Source organism: Microbacterium sp. CnD16-F (genome assembly GCF_024124465.1).
Lineage (GTDB): Bacteria > Actinomycetota > Actinomycetes > Actinomycetales > Microbacteriaceae > Microbacterium > Microbacterium gawkjiense.
This window is the reverse complement of sequence record NZ_JAMXSA010000048.1, coordinates 1-21,233: the sequence shown is the minus strand read 5'-3', so window position 1 is coordinate 21,233 and position 21,233 is coordinate 1. Positions and strand designations below refer to the sequence as shown.

Genomic DNA, 21,233 nt, shown 5'->3' with positions numbered 1-21,233 from the left:
CTCCCGCCGCAGCCGAGTCCCGCGCCGGGGCGACCGGCGCCCAGCCCGTCGCCCGCACGACGGCGCGCCCTGCCGCGCCCCAGCCGATCCCGGCCGAAGCCCCGAAGGCCGCACCCGCCGCCGACAAGGCCGTCCTCGAGGACACCGTCACCCCGCTGCGCGGTCTGCCCAAGACCCTCGCCGCCAACATGGACGAGTCCCTCACCGTCCCGACCGCGACGAGCGTGCGGACGATCCCGGCGAAGCTGATGATCGACAACCGCATCGTCATCAACAACCACATGTCCCGCACGCGCGGCGGGAAGGTGAGCTTCACCCACATCATCGGGTGGGCGCTCATCCAGGCCCTGAAGGCCTTCCCGACCCAGAACGTGTACTACGCCGAGGTCGACGGCAAGCCGTCCGTCGTCGCGCCCGCCCACATCAACCTCGGCATCGCGATCGACCTGCCGAAGCCCGACGGCACGCGCGCCCTCATGGTGCCGAGCATCAAGCAGGCCGAGACGCTGACGTTCGGCGAGTACCTCACCGCTTATGAGGACCTCGTCCAGCGCGCCCGCAAGAACAAGCTCACCGCGGCGGACTTCCAGGGGACGACGGTCTCGCTGACCAACCCCGGCGGCATCGGCACGGTCCACTCCGTCCCGCGCTTGATGAAGGGCCAGGGCTGCATCATCGGCGCCGGCGCCCTCGACTACCCGGCCGAGTTCCAGGGCGCGAGCGAGAAGACGCTCGGCGAGCTCGGCATCGGCAAGACCATCACGCTCACGAGCACCTACGACCACCGCGTCATCCAGGGTGCCGGCTCGGGCGAGTTCCTGAAGATCGTGCACCAGCTGCTGATCGGCCAGGAGGGGTTCTACGACGACATCTTCGCGGCGCTCCGCATCCCGTACTCCCCCATCCGCTGGTCGAGCGACATCAAGGTCGACGTCGCCGAGCGCGTCGACAAGACGGCGCGCGTGCAGGAGCTCATCAACTCCTACCGCGTCCGCGGCCACATGATGGCCGACATCGACCCGCTGGAGTACGTGCAGCGCACGCACCCCGACCTCGAGATCGAGAACCACGGCCTGACCTTCTGGGACCTCGACCGCGAGTTCGTCACGAACGGCTTCGGCGGCAAGCGCACGATGAAGCTGCGCGACATCCTGGGCATCCTGCGCGACTCGTACTGCCGCACCATCGGCGTCGAGTACATGCACATCCAGGACCCGACGCAGCGCAAGTGGTTCCAGGACAACCTCGAGGTCAAGTACCAGAAGCCGGGCCACGACGAGCAGCTGCGCGTGCTCGGCAAGCTCAACGAGGCCGAGGCGTTCGAGACCTTCCTGCAGACGAAGTTCGTCGGTCAGAAGCGGTTCAGCCTCGAGGGCGGCGAGTCCCTCGTGCCCCTGCTCGACCAGATCCTGCAGGGCGCGGCGGCCGAGGGCCTCGACGGCGCCGCCATCGCCATGGCCCACCGCGGTCGCCTCAACGTCCTCACGAACGTCGCCGGCAAGACCTACAGCCAGATCTTCCGCGAGTTCGAGGGGTCCGTCGCCGTCGGCTCGAAGAGCGGTTCGGGCGACGTCAAGTACCACCTCGGCACCCAGGGCACCTTCGTCGCCGACGGCGGCGAGGAGCTCCCCGTCTACCTCGCGGCGAACCCCTCGCACCTCGAAACGGTCGACGGCGTCCTCGAGGGCATCGTCCGCGCCAAGCAGGACCGCCTCCCCATCGGCTCGTTCTCGTGGCTGCCGATCCTCGTCCACGGTGACGCGGCCTTCGCCGGCCAGGGCGTCGTGATGGAGACCCTGCAGATGTCGCGTCTGCGCGGCTACCGCACGGGCGGCACGGTGCACGTCGTCGTCAACAACCAGGTCGGCTTCACGACGCTCCCCCTCGACGCCCGCACGTCGATCTACGCGACCGACGTCGCCAAGACGATCCAGGCGCCGATCTTCCACGTGAACGGCGACGACCCCGAGGCCGTCGTCCACGTCGCCGAGCTCGCCTTCCGCTACCGGCAGGAGTTCAACCGGGATGTCGTGATCGACCTCGTCTGCTACCGGCGCCGCGGTCACAACGAGGGCGACGACCCCTCGATGACGCAGCCGCTCATGACGAACCTGATCGAGGCCAAGCGCTCGGTGCGCAAGCTTTACACCGAGGCGCTCGTCGGTCGCGGCGACATCACCGAGGAGGAGTACGAGAAGGCCAAGCAGGACTTCCAGAACCGCCTCGAGATCGCCTTCGCCGAGACGCACGCCGCCCAGACCGGTACCTCGCCGGTCGTCGCGGCGGACGAACCGGCCGACACGGCCGTGGGCGAGCCCGAGACCGCCGGGGTCGCCCGCGACGTCATCGAGCGCATCGGGGACGCCTTCGTCAACAAGCCCGAGGGCTTCACGGTCCACACCAAGCTGCAGCAGCTGCTCGAGAAGCGGCACGACATGAGCCGCAACGGCAAGATCGACTGGGGCTTCGGCGAGCTGCTCGCGTTCGGTTCGCTGCTGGTCGAGGGCTCGAACGTCCGCCTCGCCGGTCAGGACGTCCGGCGCGGCACGTTCGTGACGCGCCACGCCGTCATGCACGACCGCGCGAACGGTCAGGAGTGGCTGCCGCTGGCGAACCTGAGCGACAACCAGGGCCGCTTCTACGTGTACGACTCGCTCCTGAGCGAGTACGCCGCGATGGCGTTCGAGTACGGCTACTCGGTCGAACGGGCCGACACCCTCACGCTGTGGGAGGCCCAGTTCGGCGACTTCGCCAACGGCGCCCAGTCGGTGATCGACGAGTTCATCTCCTCGGCCGAGCAGAAGTGGGGCCAGCAGTCCGGCGTCGTGCTCCTGCTCCCCCACGGCTACGAGGGCCAGGGACCCGACCACTCGTCGGCGCGCATCGAGCGCTACCTGCAGATGTGTGCGCAGGACAACATGACCGTCGCACGTCCGTCGACGCCGGCGTCGTACTTCCACCTGCTGCGCCGTCAGGCGTACGCCCGCCCGCGCCGGCCGCTCGTCGTCTTCACGCCGAAGGCGATGCTGCGCCTGCGCAACGCCACGAGCCCCGTCGAGGACTTCCTCGACGGCCGGTTCGAGCCGGTGATCGACGACAGCCGCTCCCTCGACCGCGAGGCGGTCAGCCGGGTGCTGCTGCACTCCGGCAAGATTCACTGGGACCTCGCCGCCGAGCTCGAGAAGAACCCGAACGAGAAGGTCGCGCTCGTCCGCCTGGAGCAGTACTACCCGGCCCCCATCGACCAGCTGAACGCGGTGCTCGACAGCTACCCGAACGCCGAGCTGTTCTGGGTCCAGGAAGAGCCCGAGAACCAGGGCGCCTGGCCGTTCATGGCGCTCGAGGTCGTCAAGCACCTCCACGGCCGCACGATCAAGCGGATCTCGCGTTCCTCGGCCGCCTCCACGGCGACCGGCTCGCCGAAGGTCCACGCCCGCGAGCACGCCGCGATCATGGAGAAGGCGCTCACCTTCTGAGCGCCTTCACGAAAGAAGAGGCCCCGCTTCGGCGGGGCCTCTTCTTTCGTGGGACGGAGGGTGGTGTCCGGTCAGTGGTGCGTCGCCTGCTCCGCGCGCAGCCGCGCGAGCACCTGATCGCGCAGGTCCTCCGGCGCCGCCTCCTTGCACGCGCGCGCGACCACCGCGGTCAGGGTGGTGGCGACCAAGGCTTCGTCACGGCACGCGGCGCAGTTCTCCAGGTGCTCGGTGATGTCCGAGTGGCGCGTGTGGCAGATCTCGTTGCGCAGGTACTCCTCGAGGTCCTGCCGGGCTTTGTCGCAACCGCAGTCGGTCATTTCGCACTCCTCGTGGCGGGCACATCGATGCCGCGCTCTTTCGCATATTCGGACAGCAGGTCGCGGAGCTGACGTCTGCCACGGTGCAGACGGCTCATGACCGTGCCGATGGGGGTTTTCATGATGTCCGCGATCTCCTGGTACGCGAATCCTTCGACGTCCGCGAGGTACACGGCCAGTCGGAAGTCCTCCGGAAGCGCCTGCAACGCGTCCTTCACGACGGATGCCGGCATGTGGTCGATCGCCTCGGCCTCGGCCGATCGCGCCGACGACGCCGTGGTCGACTCGGCCCCGCCGAGCTGCCAGTCCTCCAGGTCGTCGATCGTGCCCTGGTAGGGCTCGCGCTGCTTCTTCCGGTACGTGTTGATGTACGTGTTCGTGAGGATGCGGTACAGCCACGCCTTGAGGTTGGTGCCCTGCGTGAACGACGCCCACGCGGCGAACGCCTTCACGAAGGTCTCCTGGACGAGATCCGACGCGTCGGCCGGGTTGCGGGTCATCCGCATGGCCGCAGCGTAGAGCTGGTCCATGAAGGGGAGCGCCTGCTCCTCGAACTGGGTACGCGGGTCGTCGACCGCCTGATCGTTCATCGCAGGCCAGTCTACGTCGGCCCCTTCGGCGAGCACGGGCGCATCAGCTGTCGCAATCATCGCGCTCCTCTCCCCTGGCATGCACGGTGTCGACAGAGGGGTCAACGGACGAAGGGCGGGGCCTATTCCCAGGTTCGCGGATGCCGCGGCTCAGGTCGCGGCGACGGGTGAACGGATTCCGTGTCATCAGTAGGCTGGGAGCGATGAGCGACGCCCCTTCCTCCCCCGCCACCGCCCACGAGATCCCCGGCGGGTCGTGGCCGGCGCCCACGCCGGGCGAGCCGGTCCGCGCGCACGTGACGGTGCCCGGGTCGAAGTCGCTCACCAACCGCGAACTCGTCCTCTCCGCCATCGCCGACGGACCGAGCCTGCTGACCGGCGCGCTCCACTCGGACGACTCCGCGCGCATGATCGACGCCCTCCGTCGCCTCGGCGTGACGATCGAGCCGGTCGCCGGCGACTCCCCCTTCGGTCCGGACCTCGAGGTCACCCCGCCGTCCCGCTTCACCGGCGATACGACGATCGACTGCGGTCAGGCCGGCACCGTCATGCGATTCGTCTCCCCGATCGCCGGCCTCGCCGTGGGCGACGTGCACGTGACCGCGCACCCCACCGCCCTGCACCGCCCGATGGGGGCGATGATCCATGCCCTCCGCGACATCGGGGCGGACATCGACGACGCCGGCAGTTGGTCGCTCCCCTTCGATGTGCGCGGCCACGGGCACCTCCGTGGCGGCGAGGTCACGATCGATGCGAGCCAGTCGAGTCAGTTCGTCTCCGGGCTGCTCCTGGCCGCGGCGCGCTTCGACGTCGGCCTCCGTCTCATCCACGACGGCGAGCGCCTGCCGAGCCTCCCCCACATCGAGATGACGGTCGAGGCACTCGCCCGCCGCGGGGTACACGTCGAGCACCCCACCCCGAACGAGTGGCTCGTGCCCGCGGGGCCGGTGCGCGGCAAGGAGATCGCGATCGAACCCGACCTCTCCAACGCCGCTCCGTTCCTCGCCGCCGCCGTCCTCACCGGCGGGTCGGTGACGGTCCCCGGCTGGCCCGCGCACTCCACCCAGCCGGGCGCGCTGCTGGCCGACATCCTGCCCGTCATGGGAGCGCACGTCTCCCGCCGAGCCGGAGCGCTCACCGTCACCGCGGGCGACCTCATCGCCGGCCTCGACCTCGACCTGTCGGCGGCGAGCGAGCTCACCCCGACGCTGTTCGCGCTCGCCGCGTTCGCCGACGCCCCCACGACCTTCCACGGCATCGGTCACATCCGGGGCCACGAGACGGATCGGATCGCGGCACTCGTGGAGAACCTCCGCGCGCTCGGCGGCGAGGCGGAGGAGCGGGAGGACGGCATCCACATCGTTCCGAGGCCCCTGCACGGCGGGGTGTGGCGCGCCCACCACGACCACCGCATGGCGACGGCGGGCGCGGTCATCGGCCTGCGGGTGCCCGGGGTGGTCGTCGACGACATCGGGACGACGGCCAAGACGATGCCCGAGTTCCCCCAGCTGTGGGCGGGCATGCTCGCGTGAGCTGGCTCGACGACGATGGCGACGACGACGACCTCGACTACGACGAGGCCGACATCCGCGTCCGGCCGAATCCCAAGGCCAACCGCCCCCGCACCAAGCGCCGCCCCGCGCACGCGGATGCGCAGACCGCCCGCGTGCTCGGCGTGGACCGTGGCCGCTACACCGTCCTGATCGACGAGGACGGCCCGGACGAGCGCCAGATCCTCGCAACGCGCGCCCGCGAACTCCGCAAGCAGCCGATCGTCAACGGCGACCGCGCCCGGGTCGTCGGCGACACCTCCGGCGACGACGGCACCCTCGCGCGCATCGTCGGCATCGAGGAGCGCACCTCGCTGCTGCGCCGCAGCGCGGACGACACCGACCAGGTCGAGCGCATCATCGTCGCGAACGCCGATCAGCTGCTCATCGTCGTGGCCGCCGCCGACCCCGAACCCCGCCCGCGCCTCGTCGACCGCTACCTCATCGCGGCGCTGGATGCCGGCATGCACCCGCTGCTCGTCGTCACCAAGACCGATCTCGCCGATCCGGCATCCTTCCTCGCGCACTTCGAGGGCCTCGACGACCTGGAGGTGTTCACCAGCGGGACGGGCGCGATGCCGGTCGCCGAGATCGGCGAACGCCTCGCCGGGCACGCCACCGTGTTCGTCGGCCATTCCGGTGTCGGCAAATCGACCCTCGTCAACGCCCTCGTCCCCGACGCCGCGCGCGCGACCGGACACGTCAACGAGGTGACCGGGCGCGGCCGCCACACGTCGAGCTCGGCCGTCTCGCTCCGCTACGTCGGCGACCAGGGTCGCGGCTGGGTGATCGACACCCCCGGCGTCCGGTCGTTCGGTCTGGGCTACGTGGACCCCGCCAACATCCTCCGCGCCTACACCGATCTCGCCGCCGTCGCCGAGGAGTGCCCGCGCGGGTGCACGCACCTGCCCGACGCCCCCGACTGCGCGATCGTCGAGGCCGTGGCGGAGGGTCGGCTGGGCGAGCGCGGTCCTGCGCGACTGGACTCGTTGCAGCGACTCCTCGCCACCTTCGCGACCTGAGCGGCCGACTAAAATGAGGGGATGCCGCGCCTGAACCCCGGATCCCCCGCCCCCGACTTCACCCTCGTCGACCAGGACGGTGCGACCGTCTCGCTGAGCGACTTCCGCGGCGGGCGCCTCATCGCCTTCTTCTACCCCGCCGCCATGACGCCGGGCTGCACGACCGAGGCCTGCGATTTCCGCGACAGCGTCGCGCCGCTGCAGGCGGCCGGGTACACCGTGGTGGGGATCTCCCGCGACGAGCCGGCGAAGCTGCGCGAGTTCCGTGAGCGCGACGCCCTCCCCTATGCCCTCCTGAGCGATCCCGACCACAGCGTCCACGAGGCCTACGGCGCGTGGGGCGAGAAGATGAACTACGGCAAGGTCGTCGAAGGCGTCATCCGCTCGACCTTCGTCATCGACGAGGACGGCATGGTCGCGCACGCGCTCTACAACGTGAAGGCCACCGGCCACGTCGCGCGGATCCGGAGCCTGCTCGAAGTCTGATCAGACCTCGTCGGCCTCGCTCCGCGATCGCGCTCCGGCCGCCCGAGCGGCCGCGATCAGGAGGACGAGCCCCACGACGGCGGGGACCGCGATCGTCGCGGCGAGGCGCGTGTCGGCTCCCTCCCCCGTGAGGGTCCCGAGCGCGACGGACAGGACGAGCAACTGCACGACGATGCCGCCGGAGCGTCCCCACGACCCGCCGCGCCACACGGCGACGGCGAAGCCTGCGACGGCGACCGCGCCGATCACCGTCAGGGCGAGGAGCGCCAGCGAACTCGGCACGCTCTCGCTGTCGCCGCGGACCAGCGCGAACAGCTCCCACGCGGCGAGGGCCAGGACGCCGATCGCCTCGAGGGCGAGCCAACCGGCCGCGATCCGCTCGACGCGGGTGGTACGCACGTTCACCGCTCCTCCTGGGCGCCCGGGGCACGGCGAGGCGCCGAAATACTCCGTTAACCCGTGATTCACATAACCCTTGATTCCCATGCCCGGGCATGGGAATATTGACGGGCAAGTGTGCTCCCACAGCGGCGTGGGGCGAGCATCAGCTCGCACACCACTCAGGTTAGTCGACGTCGCCCGGCGTCGCATCCCGATTTCCGATCCCCCACAAGGAGCACCGCTATGGATTGGCGCGACAAAGCCGCCTGCCTGACCGTCGACCCCGAACTGTTCTTCCCCGTGGGGAACACCGGGCCCGCCGTCGACCAGATCGAGAAGGCGAAGTCCGTCTGCGCCCGGTGCACCGTCACCGAACTCTGCCTCCAATACGCCCTCGAGACCGGCCAGGACTCGGGTGTCTGGGGCGGTCTCTCCGAAGACGAGCGCCGCGCCCTCAAGCGCCGCGCCGCCCGCGCCCGCCGCGCGTCCTGACACCGCCGCGCGCGGGCCTCAGGCCCGCGCGCGCTCGATGTACCGCATCGGGATCTCGATCGTCACCTCGGTCCCGCTGCCCATGAGGGTGTGCCAGTCGATCGTCCCGCTCAGCTCACCCTGGATGAGCGTCCTCACGATCTGCGTGCCGAGACCCCGACCGACCTGACCCTCGGGCAGGCCGACACCGGTGTCGCGGACGCGGACCGCGAGCCGGTCCTCGTCGCGCTCGGCGATGATCTCGACCTCGCCCTCCTTGTCGGCCAGACCGTGTTCGACGGCGTTCGTCACGAGCTCGGTGAGCGCGAGGGCGAGCGGCGTCGCGTACTCGCTCGGCAGCGTCCCGAACGTGCCGGTCTTGACCGTGCGGGCACGCGTGTTGGGCGCCGCCGCGACCTCGGCGACGAGCTTGAGGACGCGCTCGAACACGTCGTCGAAGTCCACGCTCTGGGTGAGCCCCTCCGACAGGGTGTCGTGGACGACAGCGATCGCGCTCACCCGGCGCATGGCCTGCGTCAGGGCGTCCCGACCCTCGTCGGAATGGGTTCGCCGCGCCTGGATGCGCAGGAGCGACGCGACGGTCTGGAGGTTGTTCTTGACGCGATGGTGGATCTCGCGGATCGTCGCATCCTTCGTGATGAGCTCCTGCTCCTGGTGGCGGATCTCGCTCACGTCGCGGCACAGGACGATGGCACCGATGCGGGTGCCGTTCTCGCGCAGGGGGATCGTCCGGAGCGACACGGTGACGCCGCGCGCCTCGACGTCCGCGCGCCACGGCGCACGGCCGGCCATCACGATCGGCAGCGACTCGTCGAACTGGCGCGACGCCGGCATGATCTTCGTCGCCACTTCCATGAGCGATTCGCCTTCGAGCTCGTCATCGAAGCCGAGCCGGTTGAAGGCCGACAGGGCGTTCGGGCTCGCGAACGTCGTGATGCCGTCGACGTCGAGACGGATGAGGCCGTCCGAGGCGCGGGGGACACCCCGGCGCGGCGAGGTCGGCGCCGTGAGGTCGGGGAAGTCCGCCGATGCGATCATCCCGAACAGGTCGTCCGCGCAGTCGTTGAAGGTGATCTGCTGACGCGACGGGGTGCGGGTCTCACCGAGGTTGGTGTGCCGGGTCAGCACGCCGATCACCCGGCTCTCGCGTCCCTCCGCCGCGCGCTCGCGCACGATCGGCACGGCCCGCACGCGGGTCGGGGTCTCCTCGAACCAGTCCGGCGAGGACGAATCCACGACGCGCACCTGCGTGAACGCATCCGTGACCTGCGTGCGCCATTGCGGTCGCACGGCATCGCCGACGATGTCGCGGTAGAACAGGGTCGCGGCGCCGCTCGGCCGGGTGTGGGCGACGGCGATGAACGAGTCGTCCGACGTCGGCACCCAGATGACGATGTCCGCGAAGGCCAGGTCGGCGAGGAGCTGACCGTCACCGGCCAGGCGGTGGAGCCACTCCACATCCTCCGCGGTGGATCGGCCTTGGGCGTAGACGAGGTCGCTGAGGGTGGACACGCCTCCACCCTAGATCCTCCTCCCGGGGGCTTCCCGCGCTCTACGCGCCCCGGGCCAGACGGCGCAGCGAGTGCCGGGTCGCGGCCTCCGCGGCACGCCGCGGGGCGAGCGATTCGGCCACGAAGCGTCGCACCGCGGTCGGCACCGCCGAGCGCGGTGCGACGTGGGCGATCGGGCGCGCGGCGAGGAGCGCGGCATCCGTCCCCCGGGCATCCCACGGGACGAAGGACACGTCCGTCACGCCCGTGTAGCGCTCGAGGGTGCGCCGCACCTGCCCGCGGGCGTCGACCCCCAGGGCACCGGCGCGGATCTTGTTGATAACCACCCGCACCGGGGTGGTGCCCGCCGCCGCGCGGAGCTCGGGCCAGTTCCGCACGAAACGGGACACCCCGACGGGATCGGCGGCGACGACGGCGAGGACGACGTCGGCCGCTTCGACGGCCGCGAGCGTCGCGGCGTTCCGGCGGGGACCGTCGACGAGGTCGCTCACGATCTCCTCGTCGCGTTCGAGGGATGCCGCGGTGTCGACGACGGTCTCATCCACCCAACCGCGACACGCCTCGAGCGCGGCCAGCACGCGGGTATGGGACAGCTCGGGCCACCGTCCCGGCCGATTGAGGCCGGTGAGCACGTCCACGTCGGCCAGCGTCGACGCGATGCGGCTGAGCTCGGCCACCGTGAGCGTGCCGCGTTCGGCCTGCCGGCATGCGGCGGCGAACCCGGGGCCCTCGTCGGCGAGGCCGGTCGCGAGGGCGAGCGAGGGCGCGTGGGAGTCCGCGTCGACGAGCGCGACGCGGTGGTCGGCACTCGAAAGTGCACAGGCGATCTCGATGGCGAGGGTCGTCCGCCCGGGCGCCCCCTGTGCGCCCCACACGGTGATGACACGGCCGCGGGTGGGCTCGACGGGAAGGGACGGCGGAGGGCTCGCGAGGAGCTCGGCCGCCGGTGCGTCCGGCTCGTGGGCCGCGAGCCCGAGCGATGCGGCGAGGCGCCGATCCGAGGTTCGAGCGCACAGCGGCACGATGCGCACCGACAGACGGTCGCAGGCGGCGACGAGCTCGGCGGTCAGGGTCGCCGCCCGCCCCTCGACGATCAGGAGGTCCGCCCGGGCCAGCTCGGCGAGGAGCTCCGCCGCCTCGGGCGCGGCCATCGCATCGAGCGCGGCGGCAGCGGGGGCGGATGCCGCCACCACCGCGCGCACGTCGGCGTCCTCGTGGCGCAGTCGCGCGGCGAGGGTGTCCGCGCGGGGACCGTCCGCCGCGACGACGACCCTCACCGGGACTCCCCCGCCACGGGCACGACCGACAGGAGGGAGTCGTCGGACACCGCGGCGAGGGTCGCGGCGACATCGGCGCGGGGGATGACGATCTCGAGCGACACGTCCTTGCCCGAGACGACGGCGTCGTCCTTCGTCACCGTGACCACCGTCGCCGAGGGCACGAGGATCCGCGGCTCGCCAACCTCGCCGCCCTCCTCGGCCGGTGCCGCCCAGACCTCCACGACCGAGCCCGCGGTGACGGCGTCGGACACGTCTCCGGCCGTCCGGATCACCACGCTCGTCGTGGTCGCGGCATCCGCCTCGTCCACGGCCGCGTGCGGGACGAGTTCGCCCGCCAGGATCGTGCGGGTCGCGATGACGCCGGGCTCGAGCGAGGCGGGCGAGACGTACGTGTCGCCCGCGGACCCCAGGGCGACGTCGACCACCCGCAGGTCGTCCGCCGTCACGGTCTGACCGGGGACGATCGTGCGGGCGGCGGCGAACACCGGCGCGGTTTGACGCGCAGAGGCGACGACGAGCCAAACGCCCGCGACGGACGCGATGATCAGCGCGATACCGAGGAGGAATCGCGCGTCGGCCCAGAATGCACGCGGCGCGGGCCGGACGGTGTCGGGAGTGGTCATGACGCCATGGTGACCGAGCCCGCGGCGGTGCCACCGCGATTATCCACAAGCCGGCGATGCAGCCGATACGACCTGTACGCGGGCCCATAATGGCCTCATGCCCGATGCGTCCCCCCTGCGTATGCTCACGCCCGCCCAGGTCGCGGAGATGCTGCAACTGGAGGTCGACGAGGTCGTGGCTCTCATCCTCGACGGACGTCTGCGGGGGGCTCGGCTCGGCTCCCCGCTCGCGTGGCGCATCGAGGCGGACAGCGTCGAGGACTACCTGGACGAACAGGCGGAGGACGCGCGACTCCACGCGCTCTGGCGCGAGTCCAACGCCGCGAGCTTCCCCGAGCTCTGGGGGCGCGGCCGCCGCGGCGGCGAATGATCACGGCCTGATCGCGCCGCGCTCACGCGAGCGAGGCCGGCGCTTCCAGCCGCACGGCCGTGACCGCCGACAGCGGCACGATGCGGTATCCGCTCACGAGGTCGGCGCGACGGGGTGAACCGCGGTCGTGCAAGGCGAGATCGAGATGATCGGATGCCGCACGGTCGATCGTGCCGCAGTACTCCCGCCCGTCGACGGCGTACAGCGTCACGGGGACACGCCGCCGCGCGAGGTCGCGCAGGAGGAACCCGAGCGTCATCCGCTCGCGGAGCCGCCCGGGCTCACTCCCCCGGGCGCTGCGGAGCAGGTCGGCGTGCGTCGGCCCCACCGCGACGAGGGCGGCCAGGGGGACGATCAGGGCACCCCTCGCGCCGCCGTCGTCCACAGCGAGCCAATCCGGTCCGACCGCGACGGGTACGCCGGTCACGGCGGCGCCGCCCACGAGATCCAGGGTGATCGCGTCCTCGACGGCACCCACCAGGGCATGCATCCGCTGGAACAGCGACAGCCGGGCCAGTCGCAGCCGCTCGGCCTCGGTGTCGAGCGCCGCGCGCTCGGCCTCCCATTCGGAGTCCAATTGGTCTTCGAGATCCTCGAAGAATCGATCCCAGCGCACGATCGCGAATGTAGAGGACCACCCGCCGGCACCGCGGGGTTTGTCCACAGGTTGGAGTATTCTCATCCACCCTCTCGTCACCCTGTGCTGTACTCGTGGCGTTCATCGACCCGCAGACACCTGTCGCCCGAGAGGAACCGACATGGCCCTCACCGCCACCGAAGACAGCCGGATACCGCGTTCGGGGAGCGCCCTCGAGGTCGCCGAGTACTTCGCACCGCAGCGCACCTCGACGGCCGATCTGCCCGACCCGCTCCCCCTCGTGAAGAACCTCACGATCGGCGTCCTCGAGGTGCTGGCCGGCGTGCGCGACGTCGATCAGCTGGCGCGCTGGCTCGGCGAGGACGCGTACCGGGCGCTCGTCACCCGAGCGAACCTGTCGGCCCGCGCGCGGAGCGCACGCGGCGTCGCCGCCGTCCGGCCGGCGCACCGCATCCTGAGCGATCGCACCTGCGAACCCGCCGACGGCGTGCTCGAGGCGGTCGTGGTCGTCGGCGGTCCGATCCGCACACGTGCCGTCGCGATGCGCCTCGAGGGCTGGGACGGGCGCTGGCGCGCGACCTCCCTCGCCCTGCTTTGACCTCGCGGCCCCTTACTGCTTGTACGACGCGAGGAAGTTGCCCAGGCGCTCGATCGCCTCGGTGAGCACCCGCGCCTCGGGCAGCGTGACGATGCGGAAGTGATCCGGCGTCGGCCAGTTGAACCCGGTCCCCTGCACGAGAAGCACGTGCTCGGCGACGAGGAAGTCATAGACGAACTTGGCGTCGTCGTGGATGTCATGGACCTCGGGGTCGAGCCGGGGGAAGGCGTACAGGGCGCCCTCGGGCTTGACGCAGGTGACGCCGGGGATGGCGGTGAGGCCGGCCCAGGCGGCATCCCGCTGCTCATGGAGCCGACCTGTCGGTGCGATGAGCGCATCGATGGATTGGACACCCGACAACGCCGCCTGGACGGCGAACTGCGCGGGGACGTTGGGGCACAGACGTGTCGAGGCGAGCAGCTGGATGCCCTCGAGGAAGCCCGCAGCGTGCTTCTTCGGTCCCGTGATGACCATCCACCCCGAGCGGTACCCGGCGACGCGGTAAGTCTTCGACAGTCCGTTGTAGGTCAGGCAGAGCAGGTCCGGCGCGAGGGTCGCGAGCGGGATGTGCCGAGCGCCGTCGAAGAGGATGCGGTCGTAGATCTCGTCGGAGAGCAAGAGGAGCTGATGCTCGCGGGCGATCTCCACGATCCCCTGCAGCACCTCGCGGGTGTAGACGGCGCCGGTCGGGTTGTTCGGGTTGATCACGACGATCGCCTTGGTGCGCGGCGTCACCTTGGCCCGGATGTCCTCGAGGTCGGGCTGCCAGCCGTTCTCGCTGTCGGCGAGGTAGTGCACCGGGGTGCCGCCGGCGAGGCTCGTCATGGCGGTCCACAGCGGGTAGTCCGGTGCGGGGATGAGGACCTCGTCGCCCTCGTCGAGCAGCGCCTGCATCGTCATCGTAATGAGCTCGGACACACCGTTGCCGAGGTAGACGTCATCGGGGTCGAACTTCGGGAAGCCCGGCTCCTCCTCGTACCGCGAGACGATCGCCCGCCGCGCGGACATGATGCCGCGGGAGTCCGAGTAGCCGTGCGCCTGCGGGACCGCCTCGATCATGTCGCGGACGATCTGGAACGGCGCCTCGAATCCGAAGATCGCGGGGTTGCCGGTGTTGAGCTTGAGGATCGTGTGACCCTCGTCCTGCAGCCGGTCGGCCTCGACCAGGGCGGCTCCGCGGATCTCGTACAGGACGTCCTTGAGTTTGGATGACTGGTCGAAGGTGCGCGGGCTCATCGGTTCAGGATATCGGGGACCCGACGGGGCCAATGGCGGTCCGGTGGCCCGCCCGACTCCGTCGGACCGAGATCACTTCTTCTTGCCGGACGCCCGTCGCTGCGCGCGGTTGCCCGCCTCGGCCGGTGCCTGCACCTGCTGCCCGAAGGAGCCGCGAGGGGCGTCGGCGGGGGCCTCCTGCTCGGCCTCGCGCTGGCGTGCCTTGCTGGTCGCCGCCTGCTGAACCTGGCCGCGCTCGTTGCGCACCTCGACCTCGCCCGCGTCGTTCGGGGCGGTGTACTGCAGCTTCTGCGCGTCGATCTCGGGCGCGGCGAGGCCCTTCGCCTCGATGTCGCCCCCCTCGGTCTGACGGACCTCGACCTCGAGGTTGAAGAGGAAGCCGACCGACTCCTCCTTGATCTGGGCCATCATCGACTGGAACATCTGGTACCCCTCGCGCTGGTACTCGATGAGAGGGTCGCGCTGCGCCATGGCGCGCAGGCCGATGCCGTCCTTGAGGTAGTCCATCTCGTAGAGGTGGTCGCGCCAGCGACGGTCGAGGACCTGCAGCACGACGCGACGCTCGAGCTCGCGCATGGCGGGCGCTCCGAGCTTCTCCTCGCGGTTGCGGTAGGCGATCTTGGCGTCCGAGAGCAGCTCGCGCTTGAGCAGTTCGGGGGTCACCTTGCCCTTGCTGCCGCTCTCGGCGACGACCTCGTCGATCGTGACGCCGACCGGGTAGAGGGTGCCGAGCTCGGCCCACATCGCATCGAAGTCCCAACTCTCGTTGTGGCCGGAACCGGTGTGCTCGTCGATGATCGCGGCGATGGTGTCCTCGAGGAAATGCTCGATGCGCTCCGAGAGGTCGTCGCCCTCGAGCATGTGCCGGCGGTCGGCGTAGATCGCCTCGCGCTGCCGGTTGAGGACGTCGTCGTACTTGAGGACGTTCTTGCGGATCTCGGCGTTGCGCGCCTCCACCTGCGCCTGAGCGCTCTTGATCGCGCGCGAGACCATCGAGGACTCGATGGCCACATCGTCGGGGAAGTTCGTGCGGGCCAGGATCGCCTCGGCCGCACCCGACTGGAACAGTCGCATGAGGTCGTCCGTGAGCGACAGGTAGAACCGGCTCTCACCGGGGTCGCCCTGACGGCCCGAGCGACCGCGGAGCTGGTTGTCGATACGGCGTGACTCGTGTCGTTCGGTGCCGAGGACGTAGAGTCCCCCCGCCTCGACGACGCGGTCGGCCTCCTCCTGCACCTTCTCCTTGACGGCAGCGTAGACCTCTTCCCACGCGGCCTCGTATTCGTCCGGCGTCTCGACGGGGTCGAGGCCCTTGGCCTTCATCTCCGAGACGGCGATGAACTCGGCGTTGCCGCCGAGCATGATGTCGGTGCCTCGACCGGCCATGTTCGTGGCGACCGTCACGGCGCCGTAGCGACCGGCGCGGGCGACGATCTCGGCCTCGCGCGCGTGGTTCTTCGCGTTGAGGACCTCGTGCTTGATGCCCTTCTTCGCCAGGAGGCGGGAGAGGTACTCGCTCTTCTCGACGCTCACGGTTCCGACGAGGACCGGCTGACCGGAGGCGTGACGCTCGGCGATGTCCTCCACGACCTGCGCGAATTTCGCCTGCTCGTTCTTGTAGACGAGGTCGGACTGGTCCTTGCGGATCATCGGCTTGTTCGTCGGGATCGGGACGACACCGAGCTTGTACGTCGACATGAACTCCGCCGCCTCGGTCTCGGCGGTACCGGTCATGCCGGAGAGCTTCTCGTAGAGGCGGAAGTAGTTCTGCAGGGTCACGGTGGCGAGGGTCTGGTTCTCGGCCTTCACCGCGACACCCTCCTTCGCCTCGATCGCCTGGTGGATGCCCTCGTTGTAGCGACGCCCCACGAGGATGCGGCCGGTGTGCTCATCGACGATCATCACCTCGCCGTTCATCACGACGTAGTCGGTGTCGCGCTTGAACAGGGCGAGCGCCTTGATCGAATTGTTGAGGAAGGAGATGAGCGGGGTGTTCGCCGACTCGTAGAGGTTGTCGATGCCGAGGTAGTCCTCGACCTTCTCGATACCGGGCTCGAGCACACCGATCGTGCGCTTCTTCTCGTCGACCTCGAAGTCGACACCGGCCTCGAGGGTGCGGGCGATCTTCGCGAACTCGGTGAACCAGCGGTTCGCCTCACCGGAGGACGGGCCCGAGATGATGAGCGGCGTCCGCGCCTCGTCGATGAGGATCGAGTCCACCTCGTCGACGATGCAGTAGAAGTGACCCCGCTGCACGAGGTCCTCACGGCGCCACGCCATGTTGTCGCGCAGGTAGTCGAAGCCGAACTCGTTGTTGGTGCCGTAGGTGATGTCGGCTTCGTACTGCTGCCGGCGCACCTCGGGGTTCTGGCCCGAGACGACGGTGCCGGTGGTCATCCCGAGCGCGCGGTAGACGCGACCCATGAGCTCGGACTGGTACGAGGCGAGGAAGTCGTTGACCGTGATGACGTGGACGCCCTTGCCCGCGATCGCGTTGAGGTACGCCGGGAGGGCGGCGGTCAGGGTCTTGCCCTCACCGGTCTTCATCTCGGCGATGTTGCCGAGATGGAGGGCGGCCCCACCCATCACCTGCACGTCGTAGGGGCGCTGGCCGAGGGTGCGGCTCGCGGCTTCGCGGACGGCGGCGAAGGCCTCGGGCATGAGCTTGTCGAGACTCTCGCCCGCCTCGTAGCGGGCGCGGAGTTCGGCGGTCTCGCCGCGCAGCTCCTCGTCGGTGAGGTGCGCATAGTCCTCTTCGAGGGCCGACACGGCCTTCACGACCTGCTGCAGCCTGCGCAGCACGCGGCCTTCACCGGCACGAAGCAGTTTCTCGAGGGGGTTCGCCACGGAGGATCTCCATCTGTCGATTCGCCACCCCGACGTGCGATGTCGGGATGCCGGTGCGCGGGACGCGCAGACATACACCGCCATGTTATCCGCCTGTGACCTACGAGGTTGCTGGGGGCATCCGGCCTCTCCCCCGCGCGTCGACCGGCGGCATCCGTCGGCCCGTAAGATCGGCCCATGGCCGGTTTCTGGGGAAGACGCAAGCGCGAGGACGCGGAGATCGAGGCACAGGACGCCGAGCTCAGCCGCAAGGCGGGGGCGGCGCTCGTCTCGGCTGACGAGCGCATCCGCGTGACGGACGACGAGCTGTCCTACGCCGAGATCGAGCTCGGGCGCGAGGCGACCGCTCCGCTGCGCGAGGCGCTCGCGGCGGTGCGCCAGCACCTCGGTGAGGCGTTCCATCTGCACCAGCTGAACCACGACGAGATCCCCGACACCCCCGAGGAGCTGCGCACGCGCAACGCGCGCATCGTCCAGCTGTGCGAATGGGCCGAGGACCTGCTCGACGACCGCACCGAGTCCCTCGCCGAGGCGATCGCCCGTGCCCGGCGCGCACCCGAGATCATTGCCGGCATCCGCGCGGACGTGACGCGCCTGCGGGAGCGCCTCCCCGCACTGAACGCGAGCCTCGAGCGACTGTCCACGCGGTACTCGGATGCCGCGATGCGCACCGTGCTGGGCAATGCGGCCGAAGCGGCCCAGCTGCTGGATTTCGCCGAGCACAGCGCCGAGGTCTCGGAGCGCCGCCGCGACAGCGGTCAGCGCGAGCAGGCGAACCTCGCCCTCGAGACCGCGATCGAGGCCTCGCGGCGGGCGGGCACGCTCGTCGAGGCCGTCGACACGTTCGAGATCGAGGCCCTGCGGGCGGAGTCGACCCTGGCGGCCATCGTCGACGATTCGCGCGACGACCTGATCGTCGCGCAGCCGATGCTGGGCACCCCGGCCGTCGCGGCGGCCGCCGCCGAGCTCGAGGCGGCGCTCGCCTCGCTCACCCCCGCGGGCAGCAAGCCCGACCCCTTCGCCGAACTGACCCGTCTGCGCGCCGCCAACGCCGCGCTCGACGCGGCCGTCGCCAAGGCGCGGGAACGCGCCGAGCGTCCGGTGCCGTCCGAGGAGCACGTGCGCCACGCGATCGACGACGCCGACCGCCAGATCGGGGTCGCGCGCAGTGTGATCTCGGGCCACCGCGGGTGGATCGGCGCCGACGCCCGCACCCGGCTCGCCGAGGCCGAGCGCATCCGCGGCGACCTGCTGCGCTTCTCGGGCCCGATCGGCGAGGACGACCGCGAGGAGGCGATGGGTCTCGCCCGTCGCGCCGCGCACCTGGCGGGCGAGGCGCTGCAGCTGGCGCAGCGCGACATCGACTCGTCCCGGCCGAACGACTGGGGGAACGGCGGATACGGCGGTCGAGGGATGGGTGGCGGGATGGGCGGCGGCAGCCTGGCCGGCGGCCTGCTCGGCGGACTCGTCATCGGCGGTCTGCTGGACGGCATGTTCGACTGATGGCCGCCCTCGACGACGCGCTCGCCCTCTCGCAGACCTGGGGCGTCCCCCACGCCTCCGCCGTCGTCGTGACGGCGGACGGGACGGCGGCGGCGTCCGCCGGGGACCAGGACCGCGTCTACCGGCTCGCCTCGGTCACCAAGCTCCTCAGCGCCTATGCCACCCTCGTCGCGGTCGAGGAGGGCGCCCTCGCCCTCGACCAGCCCGCGGGCCCGCCCGGGGCGACGGTCGCCCACCTGCTCGCCCACACGGCCGGATACGACTTCTCGACGTCGACGCTCCGCGCGGAGCCCGGCGAGCGGCGCCTCTATTCGAACACCGGGTTCGAGGTGCTCGCGGACCTGCTGGAATCGGAGACCGGCATCGACTTCGATGCGTACGCGCACGAGGCGGTCTTCGCCCCGCTCGGGATGACGTCCACCACGATCGGCGGTTCCGCCGCCGCGGGCGGGGCGTCCTCGTGCACCGATCTGGCCCGGTTCGCGGCGGAGCTGCAGCGGCCGAGGTTGCTGGCCCCCGCGACGCTCGCCGCAGCGACCGGTGTGGCCTTCCCGGGCCTGCGGGGCGTCCTCCCCGGCTTCGGTCTGCAGCGCGAGAACGACTGGGGCCTGGGTCCGGAGATCCGCGGCACGAAGAGCCCGCACTGGACCGGCGCGCACAACTCCCCCGAGACCTTCGGCCACTTCGGCCAGTCCGGCACCTTCCTCTGGGTCGACCCGCGGGCGGGCGCAGCCCTCGTCGCCCTCACCGACCGGCCGTTCGGCGAGTGGGCGGCAGAGGCCTGGCCACCCTTCAGCGACGCGGTCCTCGCAGCCCTCGCGGCACGCTGAGTCGCACGCCGGACACGGAAGAGGGCGGATGCCGTGCGGCATCCGCCCTCTTCGTCACCGCTCGTCGGTCAGGAGACGAGCTCCGCGGGTGCGGCGGTGGTCGTGAGCGAGATCACGCCATAGTCCCAGCCCTTGCGGCGGTAGACGACGCTCGGCTGGTCGGTGCGGGCGTCGATGAAGAGGAAGAAGTCGTGACCGACGAGTTCCATCCGGTCCACGGCGTCCTCGACGGTCATCCACTCGGGGTCGAACCGCTTGGTGCGGATGACGACGGGGGTGTAGTCCTCCTCGTCCTCGGCGCCGGTCATGATGGGCACCTCGCCGGTCGCGACGGCGCGGATGACGTCGACGGACGCGGGCTGCACGTCGATGCCCTGCAGCGTGCCGGTGCCCTTCTCGAGCTTGGCGCCGCGCGGGTGGTTGCGTGCGTCGACGCGCTTCTCCTTCGCGCGGCGGATCTGTTCGGCGAGCTTGGTGATCGCGAGATCGAGGGCGGTGAACTTGTCGCCGTCCACCGCCTCGGCGCGGACGACGGGTCCCTTGCCGGTGAGGGTGACCTCGACGGTCTCGTCCTCGCGGCCCCCGTTGTGGTAGGTGCGATGCGTCACCTTGATGTCGAGCCGCTGGGCTCGAGGGGCAAGGTGCTCGATGCGGGCGGACTTCTCCTCGACGACTGTGCGGAAACGATCGCTGACGCTCACGCCCACACCGACGATGTTGATCTCCATCCCTGACCTCCTTGTTCCGGTCCACCCGGTCAAGGGCGGACCTCGGTTCGCCTTGTGTCCCCCCACCGTAGTGCCGGTCCCCGCTCGTGTCACGACCCGATCACGATGAATCCCCTGAGCGCGCGCGCCGGGGCGTGGCCGCGACCGTGACGGCGCCGACCACCGGGATCCCGGCCGCACGGAGGGCACGCGCCGCCTCCTCGAGGGTCGCTCCCGTGGTCACGACGTCGTCGACGAGGACGACGCGCAGATCCCCCAGGAGGCGATGCGCCCGAGGACGGACGGCGAGCGCGCCGGCGAGGTTCGCGGCGCGCTGCTCCTTCGCGAGAGACCGCTGATCGGCGGTGCGCCGCGCGACACGCAGGAGCCGGTGCGGCCGCCATCCCGCGCGCCGACAGAGCAGCTCGACGGGCGCGTACCCGCGGCGGCGGAGCGAGGCCGGGCTCGCCGGCACCGGGACGGGGACGGCGTCGACGTCGAGGGGCCACGCCGCCGCCAGCGCAGCGGCCAGCGCCCGGGCCTGCGAGGTGCGCCCGTCCTCCTTGAACGAACGGATGACGCGGGCCGGCACCCCCTCGAAGACGAGACCGCTCCGAACCTCGAGACCGCTCGGCAGGCGGCGGACGACCGGCGTCGGGCTCAGCAGGCGCCGGCACGCGTCGCAGAGGTCGCGATCCGCCTCGTCGCATCCGGCGCAGGCGACCGGGAAGACGACGGCGAGCGCGTCAGCGACGGCGCGGCGCACGGCGACGACGGGAGCGGCGGGGAGCAGGAGGCCGTTGACGAGGCTCTCCT

The 21,233-nt window shown here is 70.7% G+C and carries 20 protein-coding genes; 9 read left to right on the top strand and 11 right to left on the bottom strand.

The window, feature by feature from the left end; genetic code table 11:
* On the top strand, positions 1–3,476 hold a 3,476-nt coding region (locus NH287_RS11985), incomplete at its 5' end, for a multifunctional oxoglutarate decarboxylase/oxoglutarate dehydrogenase thiamine pyrophosphate-binding subunit/dihydrolipoyllysine-residue succinyltransferase subunit (protein WP_253035802.1).
* 71 nt (positions 3,477–3,547) lie between these two features.
* Here NH287_RS11985 and NH287_RS11980 read toward each other — a convergent pair.
* The gene (locus tag NH287_RS11980; RefSeq protein ID WP_064001424.1) at positions 3,548–3,793 is read right to left on the bottom strand and encodes a hypothetical protein; all 246 of its coding nucleotides are present in this window, start codon (positions 3,791–3,793) and stop codon (positions 3,548–3,550) included.
* The gene (locus NH287_RS11975; protein ID WP_197471557.1) at positions 3,790–4,383 is read right to left on the bottom strand and encodes a sigma-70 family RNA polymerase sigma factor; all 594 of its coding nucleotides are present in this window, start codon (positions 4,381–4,383) and stop codon (positions 3,790–3,792) included. The genes NH287_RS11980 and NH287_RS11975 overlap by 4 nt, the downstream gene beginning before the upstream one ends.
* 203 nt (positions 4,384–4,586) lie before the next feature.
* Here NH287_RS11975 and aroA point away from each other — a divergent pair, with 203 nt between their 5' ends.
* Genes aroA through bcp form a run of 3 tightly spaced genes read left to right on the top strand, consistent with a single transcriptional unit; the run spans position 4,587 to position 7,441 of the window.
* Positions 4,587–5,915 (top strand): 3-phosphoshikimate 1-carboxyvinyltransferase, encoded by a 1,329-nt coding sequence (gene aroA, locus NH287_RS11970; RefSeq protein ID WP_253035801.1) that lies wholly within the window; start codon positions 4,587–4,589, stop codon positions 5,913–5,915.
* Positions 5,912–6,955, top strand: coding sequence for a ribosome small subunit-dependent GTPase A (rsgA, locus tag NH287_RS11965; RefSeq protein ID WP_253035800.1), 1,044 nt, complete (start codon positions 5,912–5,914; stop codon positions 6,953–6,955). The genes aroA and rsgA overlap by 4 nt, the downstream gene beginning before the upstream one ends.
* A gap of 21 nt (positions 6,956–6,976) precedes the next feature.
* The gene (gene bcp, locus NH287_RS11960; protein ID WP_253035799.1) at positions 6,977–7,441 is read left to right on the top strand and encodes a thioredoxin-dependent thiol peroxidase; all 465 of its coding nucleotides are present in this window, start codon (positions 6,977–6,979) and stop codon (positions 7,439–7,441) included.
* Here the strand turns inward: bcp and NH287_RS11955 are convergent, their stop codons facing one another.
* Positions 7,442–7,846 (bottom strand): histidine kinase, encoded by a 405-nt coding sequence (locus NH287_RS11955; RefSeq protein ID WP_253035798.1) that lies wholly within the window; start codon positions 7,844–7,846, stop codon positions 7,442–7,444.
* 219 nt (positions 7,847–8,065) lie between these two features.
* Here NH287_RS11955 and NH287_RS11950 point away from each other — a divergent pair, with 219 nt between their 5' ends.
* The gene (locus NH287_RS11950; protein ID WP_018188706.1) at positions 8,066–8,314 is read left to right on the top strand and encodes a WhiB family transcriptional regulator; all 249 of its coding nucleotides are present in this window, start codon (positions 8,066–8,068) and stop codon (positions 8,312–8,314) included.
* 18 nt (positions 8,315–8,332) lie between these two features.
* On the opposite strand, the gene NH287_RS11945 is transcribed toward NH287_RS11950, so the two are convergent.
* Genes NH287_RS11945 through NH287_RS11935 form a run of 3 tightly spaced genes read right to left on the bottom strand, consistent with a single transcriptional unit; the run spans position 8,333 to position 11,728 of the window.
* The gene (locus tag NH287_RS11945) at positions 8,333–9,826 is read right to left on the bottom strand and encodes a PAS domain-containing sensor histidine kinase (protein ID WP_253035797.1); all 1,494 of its coding nucleotides are present in this window, start codon (positions 9,824–9,826) and stop codon (positions 8,333–8,335) included.
* A gap of 40 nt (positions 9,827–9,866) precedes the next feature.
* The gene (locus NH287_RS11940) at positions 9,867–11,102 is read right to left on the bottom strand and encodes a hypothetical protein (RefSeq protein ID WP_253035796.1); all 1,236 of its coding nucleotides are present in this window, start codon (positions 11,100–11,102) and stop codon (positions 9,867–9,869) included.
* A complete protein-coding gene (locus tag NH287_RS11935; RefSeq protein WP_253035795.1) occupies positions 11,099–11,728 on the bottom strand; it encodes an SAF domain-containing protein in 630 nt (209 codons plus the stop codon). The genes NH287_RS11940 and NH287_RS11935 overlap by 4 nt, the downstream gene beginning before the upstream one ends.
* 121 nt (positions 11,729–11,849) lie before the next feature.
* On the opposite strand from NH287_RS11935, the gene NH287_RS11930 reads away from it, so the two are divergent.
* Complete coding sequence (locus NH287_RS11930; RefSeq protein ID WP_064001417.1) at positions 11,850–12,098, top strand: helix-turn-helix domain-containing protein; 249 nt, start codon at positions 11,850–11,852, stop codon at positions 12,096–12,098.
* Positions 12,099–12,120: 22 nt separating this feature from the next.
* Here the strand turns inward: NH287_RS11930 and NH287_RS11925 are convergent, their stop codons facing one another.
* On the bottom strand, positions 12,121–12,762 hold the full coding sequence (locus NH287_RS11925; protein ID WP_308210411.1) for a hypothetical protein: 642 nt from the start codon (positions 12,760–12,762) through the stop codon (positions 12,121–12,123).
* Between the two features lie 94 nt (positions 12,763–12,856).
* Between NH287_RS11925 and NH287_RS11920 the strand changes: the two genes are divergently transcribed.
* On the top strand, positions 12,857–13,294 hold the full coding sequence (locus NH287_RS11920; protein ID WP_064001416.1) for an Rv3235 family protein: 438 nt from the start codon (positions 12,857–12,859) through the stop codon (positions 13,292–13,294).
* Positions 13,295–13,306: 12 nt separating this feature from the next.
* On the opposite strand, the gene NH287_RS11915 is transcribed toward NH287_RS11920, so the two are convergent.
* A complete protein-coding gene (locus tag NH287_RS11915) occupies positions 13,307–14,530 on the bottom strand; it encodes a pyridoxal phosphate-dependent aminotransferase (RefSeq protein ID WP_064001415.1) in 1,224 nt (407 codons plus the stop codon).
* A 72-nt stretch (positions 14,531–14,602) separates the two neighbouring features.
* Positions 14,603–17,377 carry a preprotein translocase subunit SecA gene (gene secA, locus NH287_RS11910; RefSeq protein WP_253035794.1) on the bottom strand — a complete coding sequence of 925 codons (2,775 nt, stop codon included), beginning with the start codon at positions 17,375–17,377 and terminating at the stop codon, positions 14,603–14,605.
* Between the two features lie 177 nt (positions 17,378–17,554).
* Here secA and NH287_RS11905 point away from each other — a divergent pair, with 177 nt between their 5' ends.
* Together NH287_RS11905 and NH287_RS11900 are read left to right on the top strand one after the other, a co-directional pair.
* Positions 17,555–18,880: a hypothetical protein gene (locus tag NH287_RS11905; RefSeq protein ID WP_253035793.1), complete on the top strand. Its 1,326-nt coding sequence runs from the start codon at positions 17,555–17,557 to the stop codon at positions 18,878–18,880.
* Positions 18,880–19,710 (top strand): serine hydrolase, encoded by an 831-nt coding sequence (locus NH287_RS11900; RefSeq protein ID WP_253035792.1) that lies wholly within the window; start codon positions 18,880–18,882, stop codon positions 19,708–19,710. Before NH287_RS11905 ends, NH287_RS11900 begins: the two co-directional genes overlap by 1 nt.
* Before the next feature lie 68 nt (positions 19,711–19,778).
* Here the strand turns inward: NH287_RS11900 and hpf are convergent, their stop codons facing one another.
* Positions 19,779–20,438 (bottom strand): ribosome hibernation-promoting factor, HPF/YfiA family, encoded by a 660-nt coding sequence (gene hpf / locus NH287_RS11895; protein ID WP_253035791.1) that lies wholly within the window; start codon positions 20,436–20,438, stop codon positions 19,779–19,781.
* 100 nt (positions 20,439–20,538) lie between these two features.
* Positions 20,539–21,183, bottom strand: coding sequence for a phosphoribosyltransferase family protein (locus tag NH287_RS11890; protein ID WP_253035803.1), 645 nt, complete (start codon positions 21,181–21,183; stop codon positions 20,539–20,541).
* Positions 21,184–21,233 lie beyond the last annotated feature (50 nt).